This window comes from Flavobacterium sp. (assembly GCF_040382755.1).
In the GTDB taxonomy this organism is placed as follows: domain Bacteria; phylum Bacteroidota; class Bacteroidia; order Flavobacteriales; family Flavobacteriaceae; genus Flavobacterium.
The window spans coordinates 1-7,290 of the sequence record NZ_JBEIET010000103.1 but is presented as its reverse complement, the minus strand read 5'-3'; the positions used below and the strand labels follow the sequence as shown (position 1 = coordinate 7,290).

At 31.5% G+C, this 7,290-nt stretch carries 8 protein-coding genes and 1 tRNA gene; 1 reads left to right on the top strand and 8 read right to left on the bottom strand.

What is annotated here, in order from left to right; genetic code table 11:
• Positions 1-31: 31 nt before the first annotated feature.
• From ABWO04_RS08890 to ABWO04_RS08855, 8 genes are all read right to left on the bottom strand, one after another.
• A complete protein-coding gene (locus tag ABWO04_RS08890) occupies positions 32-676 on the bottom strand; it encodes a porin family protein (protein ID WP_353079267.1) in 645 nt (214 codons plus the stop codon).
• A 47-nt stretch (positions 677-723) separates the two neighbouring features.
• A tRNA-Ser gene (locus ABWO04_RS08885) sits at positions 724-808 on the bottom strand.
• 4 nt (positions 809-812) lie between these two features.
• Complete coding sequence (locus tag ABWO04_RS08880) at positions 813-1,793, bottom strand: asparaginase (RefSeq protein WP_502903979.1); 981 nt, start codon at positions 1,791-1,793, stop codon at positions 813-815.
• 58 nt (positions 1,794-1,851) lie between these two features.
• On the bottom strand, positions 1,852-2,979 hold the full coding sequence (locus ABWO04_RS08875; protein ID WP_353079263.1) for a 1-acyl-sn-glycerol-3-phosphate acyltransferase: 1,128 nt from the start codon (positions 2,977-2,979) through the stop codon (positions 1,852-1,854).
• Between the two features lie 57 nt (positions 2,980-3,036).
• Positions 3,037-3,804, bottom strand: a complete 768-nt coding sequence (locus tag ABWO04_RS08870) for a TatD family hydrolase (RefSeq protein WP_353079261.1) — start codon at positions 3,802-3,804, stop codon at positions 3,037-3,039.
• Between the two features lie 8 nt (positions 3,805-3,812).
• Positions 3,813-4,793: a LuxE/PaaK family acyltransferase gene (locus ABWO04_RS08865; RefSeq protein ID WP_353079259.1), complete on the bottom strand. Its 981-nt coding sequence runs from the start codon at positions 4,791-4,793 to the stop codon at positions 3,813-3,815.
• A 109-nt stretch (positions 4,794-4,902) separates the two neighbouring features.
• The gene (locus ABWO04_RS08860; RefSeq protein WP_353079257.1) at positions 4,903-5,712 is read right to left on the bottom strand and encodes a T9SS type A sorting domain-containing protein; all 810 of its coding nucleotides are present in this window, start codon (positions 5,710-5,712) and stop codon (positions 4,903-4,905) included.
• Between the two features lie 102 nt (positions 5,713-5,814).
• Positions 5,815-6,153 carry a T9SS type A sorting domain-containing protein gene (locus tag ABWO04_RS08855; protein WP_353079255.1) on the bottom strand — a complete coding sequence of 113 codons (339 nt, stop codon included), beginning with the start codon at positions 6,151-6,153 and terminating at the stop codon, positions 5,815-5,817.
• 274 nt (positions 6,154-6,427) lie between these two features.
• Here ABWO04_RS08855 and ABWO04_RS08850 point away from each other — a divergent pair.
• A partial coding sequence (locus ABWO04_RS08850) for a Glu/Leu/Phe/Val dehydrogenase dimerization domain-containing protein (protein WP_353079253.1) occupies positions 6,428-7,290 on the top strand: 863 nt, incomplete at its 3' end.

The following is a 7,290-nucleotide window of genomic DNA, read 5'->3' as shown; positions in this document are numbered from 1 at the left end:
TAGGCGGTTTGCCACAAATTTTGGTTTGGTTTTATAATATATAAAAGATAAAACCAACATTAAAATTACTCATTTTAGAACCTTCTTTAAAGATTGGATTTAAACCATAATAAATGTATGGATTCCAAGTATTAAACCCAACAGAAATATAAGCGCCATATTGCCAACGATTTATTTCATCTGAAATAGATTCTTTAGAACTTTCTGTTGTAGTCTCTAATTTTAATTTTGAATTAAATACATAGCTGGTTTTTAATCCAGTATAAATTCGCCAAAAACTATGACTGCTTGGGGTGGAATTTCGCCATCTAAGTTCTAAAGGAAAATCGACGCTATGTGAAGTAATTGTAGTTCTAATATTTTCAGATGCCGTATTTTCTGTAGCTCCAACAATTTCTTCAGAATTTATAAATTGTTTAATATTATTGTACGAATAGCCAATTCCTGGTGCAATTGCCCAATGTCTATTTTTTGAAATAGGAATGTCTCTCAAAATCCCAAAGGTTACTCCAGGTGAAAATGAAAATTGCTTAAATCCATCAGGACGATTTTGTATTAAATTATAACTTAAAGAGGCATAAAATTGGTCTTCTCTGTAAAGGGAATCAATTTCAATTGGTTTTATTTCTTGTGAGAAACAAAAAAAGGGAATCCATAAAAAAAATAATATTCTCATTTGTAATAGTTATTGTTTTTTAATTGTCTAAAACCACTACAGTTTTGCAGAGAGGAAGGGATTCGAACCCTCGATATGTTGCCATATACACGCTTTCCAAGCGTGCGCCTTCAGCCACTCGGCCACCTCTCTAGTTTTAATCGTTCATTTCACCTCGTAAAGGGGTTTCAAAAATAGTCTTAAAAACCGAGTTAGCCACGTTTTGCCCTAACAAATACATTAATTTTGTAATAGCGGCCTCTGTAGTAATGTTTTTACCAGAAATTAAACCAATTTCTTTTAAGCGAGTACTGGTTTCATAAGCACCCATTAAAACCGTTCCGCCACTACATTGGGTTACGTTAATAATATGAATGCCACGTTTTATGGCGCTTTCAATTTCATCAATAAACCAATTTTCCATTGGTGCATTTCCTGAGCCATAGGTTTCCAAAACTACCCCTTTTAAATTTGGCGTATGTAAAATAGCGTGTAAAATATTTTTGTTTATACCTGGAAATAATTTTAAAATTAAAACATTGTCATCAAAACAGGTATTCACTTTTAACTTTTTCGAAACGTTTTCTTTTAGAAGTACTTCATTATTTACATTCAAATGCACACCTGATTCTACAAGTTCAGGAAAATTTGGCGATGTAAATGCATTAAAATGTTCGGCACTTATTTTTGTAGTTCGGTTTCCTCTGTATAATTTATATTCAAAATAAAGGGAAACTTCTTGAATAACTGGTTTTCCTTTTTCTTGTAAAGAAGCAATTTGAATGGCGGTTATTAGATTTTCTTTTGCATCCGTACGTAAATCGCCAATAGGTAATTGAGAGCCCGTAAACACAATTGGTTTGTTTAAGTTTTCGAACATAAAACTCAAAGCAGAAGCGCTATACGACATCGTATCCGATCCGTGGAGTACTACAAAACCATCAAAATTACTGTAATTTTTTTCAATAATTTCAGCTGTTTTTTGCCAATCTGAGATTTGCATATTTGATGAATCAATTGGTTTTTCAAATGAAACGGTTTCAATATTGCAATCTAATAATTTAAGTTCTGGAATACCTTTTATTAGTTTTTTGAAATTAAAAGCTTTTAATGCTCCTGTATCGGCATCTTTAATCATACCAATAGTTCCACCGGTATAAATTAATAAAATAGTTGCCTTTTGATTTGCTTTCAATTTATTGGTATTTTAATTTATTTAGTACCGGATTGGCATACATCGCTAAGAAACTTTCTTTCATTTTTATGTCATCCGCATTAATTCTTAATTCTAATCTACGTTCAAAAAGTTGTTTTTCTTTTTCGGTATAACAATCAGAATAAGTAGTAGTTTGATGTAATATGTCGTAGGCAATATAATTGGTAGGCCAAAGTTTATAGGATTGTAGAATAGAATCGTCAATCACTTGTGCTAATGCAAACATTTGTTTGTTAGAGTTTGTTGTTTCTTCAGAAATTGCATCTAATTCGGTATCTAAAACATCGCCAACGTGAATATGAATGCGTTTTTTCTGCCCAATAATGCCGCTTAATAGCGTTATAAAATCTTCGTTTTTTTCTTTAGTATAAATTTCGTCATTGGCTTCAGCCATTAATTGCGGAATTTTTAGCGCATCCGTTGGATCATATTCATAAGAAATGGAAACCGGAACAATTTTTATTTTCTTAAAGAAATCCATATTATTATTCTCGTCCGAAGCCATTGCAATCATCTTTAATACTCCAGAATGCGTGGCGTCATTTCCATCTTTCGTTCTTCCTTCTCGCTGAGCTATCCATACGGAACGATTTTCTTTCGATACCAATCGATACATATATTCCGAAAGTAATTTAGAACTTTCTAATAACTCTCTTGGCGAAAGATTTCTTTGTACTAAAAAATTTCTATTTAGTTTAGAAAGCATTAGTAAAAAATCTTTTTTCACTAAATTATCTCCAATGGCAGATGCCGTCATCACTAAACCATATTCGTGTAAACAAACGTTTAATAACGAGGTGTCTAAAATAATATCTCTATGATTTGAAATAAAAAAATAGGATGTATTTGGTTCTAATTTTTCAAAGCCAGATGTAGTAAGTCCGTCAGAACTTTTTTCTAATATTTTTTTTATGGCGTGGTATGCAAAATTAATTTGAAAATCCCTTATTGAATGTGTGCGAAGCAATTGCTCTTTCCAGACTGATTCTTCAGTATTTGGATACGCAAAGTCCACTAATGCTTTCATCATAGGATGATTAAGTGAAGCACGAATAGCATCGTTTACTTCAGCATCATAATAGGGACGTATTTTATCAAATTTCGACATACTTTATTTTAGAACTACAAAAAAACGAAAAAAATAGGAATTATACGTTAACAAATTTTAAAATCCGAAGATATCTTTACTGTTTTGTGTGGTAATTGCAGCTATGTCTTCTATTGGCAACTGATATATTTCTGATAATTTTTCAGCTATTACTTTAATATAACTACTTTCATTGCGTTTTCCTCTATAAGGCACAGGTGCTAAATACGGTGCGTCAGTTTCTAAAACAATATGTTTGAGGTCAATTTCATTTAAAAACTGATCAATTTTACCATTTTTAAAAGTGGCTACGCCGCCAATTCCTAATTTCATCCCGCAAGAAATGGCTTGTTGCGCTTGATTGAAATCTCCAGTAAAACAGTGGAAAATTCCCCATAATTCTTCTGATTTTTCTTGTTCTAAAATTTCAAAAACTTCGTTAAACGCATCTCTACAATGAATATTTATGGGTAGTTTATTTTGTTTGGCGAGTTGAATTTGTTTTAAAAAAACGTCTTGTTGTTGTTTTAAAAACGATTTGTCCCAAAATAAATCAATACCAATTTCGCCAATTGCTGCAAATTTTCTATTGGTTAATTCGGTAATAACGTGCGCCAATTCGTCTTCGTAATTTTCTTTTACATAACACGGATGTAGTCCCATCATTAAAAACACATTTTCTGGATATTGTGTTTCTAAAGCATACATTTTTTGAGTGTAACTACTATCTATAGAAGGCACAAAAAGTCGAGAAACGCCAGAATCAATTGCGCTTTGAATCATTTTTTCTCTGTCTTCAGAAAATTCTTCAGAATATAAATGGGTATGTGTATCTGTTAAAATCATTTTATTTTTTAATAAACCATTAAATTACAACCTCTTATGTCGGAATTATCAAATCTTCCTAATACTTCAAAAGTCATATTGTGGTGTTTTTTTCCTAAATCTTGCGTAGCGATAAACGAGCAGGAATTAATATTCGCCAAATCAATCACATTGATGCCGCCGGATTTTCCATTTTCAACATATTGTAACGCGTCTTCCGTATCTCTTATCAGTACATCCATCCATAAGGGACATTCAAAAATACCGTTTCCTAACGAGTAGGCTTGCGATAAGAGTTCGGTCATACCGTATTCGGAATGTATGGTGTTTACTCCAAAACCTTCGCAAAGTGTTTGGTGTAATTCTTCTCGTATGATTTCTTTTCGCTTGCCTTTCATGCCGCCAGTTTCCATAATTATGGTATTTTTTAAGTTGAATTTTTTATATTCAATTAAATCTAACAAAGCATATGTAACGCCTATTAATAGAATGTTTTGGCCTTCATTTTCAAGTTCAATAATTTTATTGGCAAGTTGTTCCAGGTTATTTAGATAAAATCCACTGTCTTTATGATTGCTTTTTGCAATCAAATCGTTTATCATATAAATTAAAGAAGAACCTTCTCTTTCTAAATAGGATGGAAGTAACGCTAAGACACAATATTCTTGAATATTCCCGTAAAATTGAGCGAAAGCAAGGGTATAGCTGTTTTCGTATATTGAAACATCTGTAACAAAATGTTGACTTGTAATAGCACCTGTTGTACCGCTACTGGTAAAAACAGCTTCAACTTGGTTTGAATTAGAAACTATTGTTTCCGATTTAAAAAACTGTATAGGTAAAAACGGAATCGTATTTATTTGCTTGACATTACTTGGGTTTTTTCCTAAATGATTACAAAATGCTTGATACACTTTGTTGTTTTCGTATTGATAACGAAAAACTTTTAAAGTAATTTTTTCAAATTCTTTTTTAGAGGAAATAGCAAAAATGTCTTCTTGTGAAATCATAGTGCAAAAGTAGAAAAAGAATATTAGTTGCAAGTATCTTTTCTGGTTTTTGGGCATAAAAAAAGCACCAACATTAATTGGTGCTTTTTTGAATATGTGTTAAAACTAATTATTCAATAATTAATTTTTTAGTAGACGTTTTTCCTTCTTCAGTAATTTTTACAATATACATACCTGGCGTTAAACCAGAAATATTTACAGCATTATTACTTACTTTAGAATTGATTACTTCTTTTCCTAAAACATCAACTATAGCTACATTAATATCACTATTTAATGCTGTTTCAATAAATAAATTATTTTTAGCTGGATTTGGATACATTTTCAATCCGTCAATTTGTGAGAAAGATTCATTTGCTAAAACTGTAGCCCCAGGACTACTAAAAGAAATTTTATCAAAACTAACAGTAGCACCGTTGTAAGCTCTAAGTTGTAATTGAAAAACAGTTGCTCCAGCAGGAACAGTAGAAGAAACAGTTACTTGAGTCCAAGTTGCTGCTTGAGCAAGATATGTATTGCTATTTCTTAATGGATCATCACTTGCAGCTGTTGTTCCAGGAGGATTTATTGGTGTTGTAGGTGTTGCACTAGTTGGGTCAAAAAATACACTCCAAATTCTGGCAGTATTACCAGTTGCTCCTCCGTCCGTTCTTGCAGCTTTGTACCAAAAAGATACATTTACTGTAGCTCCAGGAACAACACTAAATTTTTGATCCAACCCAGTTGTAGCAGTTGCAATATATTTCACAGAAAAGCTGTCATCTTGACCATCGTTTGTTATATGAGTTGGTAAGGCATAATTAGTCCCTGTTGATGACCATCCTGTTAAACCATTTGCAAAAGTAGGATTAACAACTAAATTTTGACTAAAACTTAATGTAGTAAATACAACTAATAATAATAAGTAAATTTTTTTCATGTTATAAGATTTTAAATTGAGTACAAATATAGAAACAAAATTAATTTTATGACCCATTGGTCTCGTAAAATTAATGTAAATTTAATAAAGATAAATCAGTAACTAGTTAACAATCAGTTTTCTAGTAGCTGAAGCCTCGCCTTCTTTGATTTTAATGATGTAAACACCTGGGTTTAAATTAGAGATGTTTAATTCTTTAGTGTATAAAGTAGTATCAATTACTTTTTTACCTAAAACATCAAAAATTTCAACTTTTTTATCTAAATTTAATCTAGAAGTAATGTAAACTTTCCCAGTATTGTTAGGGTTTGGGTACAAACTTAGTCCTTCAATAGTAGGTTCTTGTGATTTAGCTGAACTGCTGTTTCTGCTTTCTTGAGCCACAGCGCCAATACTAAATGATAAGAAGAATAGGATGATATAAATGTAATTTTTTGCCATAATTTGTATATATGAGGTAAATTTATAAAATAAATATCAATTAGTATACCAAAATAGGAAAAAAATAATTAATTCTGATTAATATTTAATTTTTTACGTGTACAAATCGTAATTTCAAAAATGTAACAAAATGTTGATTTTTTGATGATTTCTTATTTTTTTCAATACTACTTTCTTTTTTCTTAAAAAAACTCTAATTTTTTTATCAAATTCTTCGAAGTATTTTTTTTAAGATGTATATTTGCAGCTGAAAATTATCAAAAAAAATATAATTATGAGTCAAAGTGTTACAGCATTTTTAGGCGAAGTAGCTAAAAGAAATGCAAACGAACCAGAATTTATGCAAGCCGTAAGAGAAGTGGCTGAAACCGTAATTCCTTTTATCGAGGCAAATCCAAAATACCAAGGCAAAATGTTATTGGAAAGAATGGTGGAACCAGAAAGAGTAATTATGTTCCGTATTGCCTGGATAGACGACAAAGGAGCTACTCAAGTAAACAGAGGTTTCAGAATTCAAATGAACTCTGCTATCGGACCTTATAAAGGAGGAATTCGTTTTCATCCTTCTGTAAATTTAAGTATTTTAAAATTCTTAGCATTCGAACAAGTTTTCAAAAATTCATTAACTACATTGCCAATGGGTGGTGGAAAAGGTGGTGCCGATTTTGATCCAAAAGGAAAATCAGATGTAGAAATTATGAGATTTTGTCAAGCGTTTATGACAGAATTATCAAAACATATTGGTGCTGATACGGATGTTCCTGCCGGAGATATTGGTGTTGGAGGTCGTGAAGTAGGTTATATGTTTGGTCAATATAAAAGATTAAGAAATGAATTTACTGGTGTATTAACAGGTAAAGGAATTTCTTTTGGAGGTTCACTTATTCGTCCGGAAGCAACAGGTTACGGAGATGTGTATTTCGCAGACAGTATGTTAAAAACAAAAGGTAAAAGTTTTGCTGGACAAACCGTTGTGGTTTCTGGTTCTGGAAACGTAGCACAATATGCGGCTGAAAAAGCAACTCAATTAGGTGGTAAAGTAGTAACTATGTCAGATTCTTCTGGATATATTTATGATGAAGCTGGAATTGATGCTGAAAAATTAGCATATGTAATGGAAATTAAAAACGTAAATTA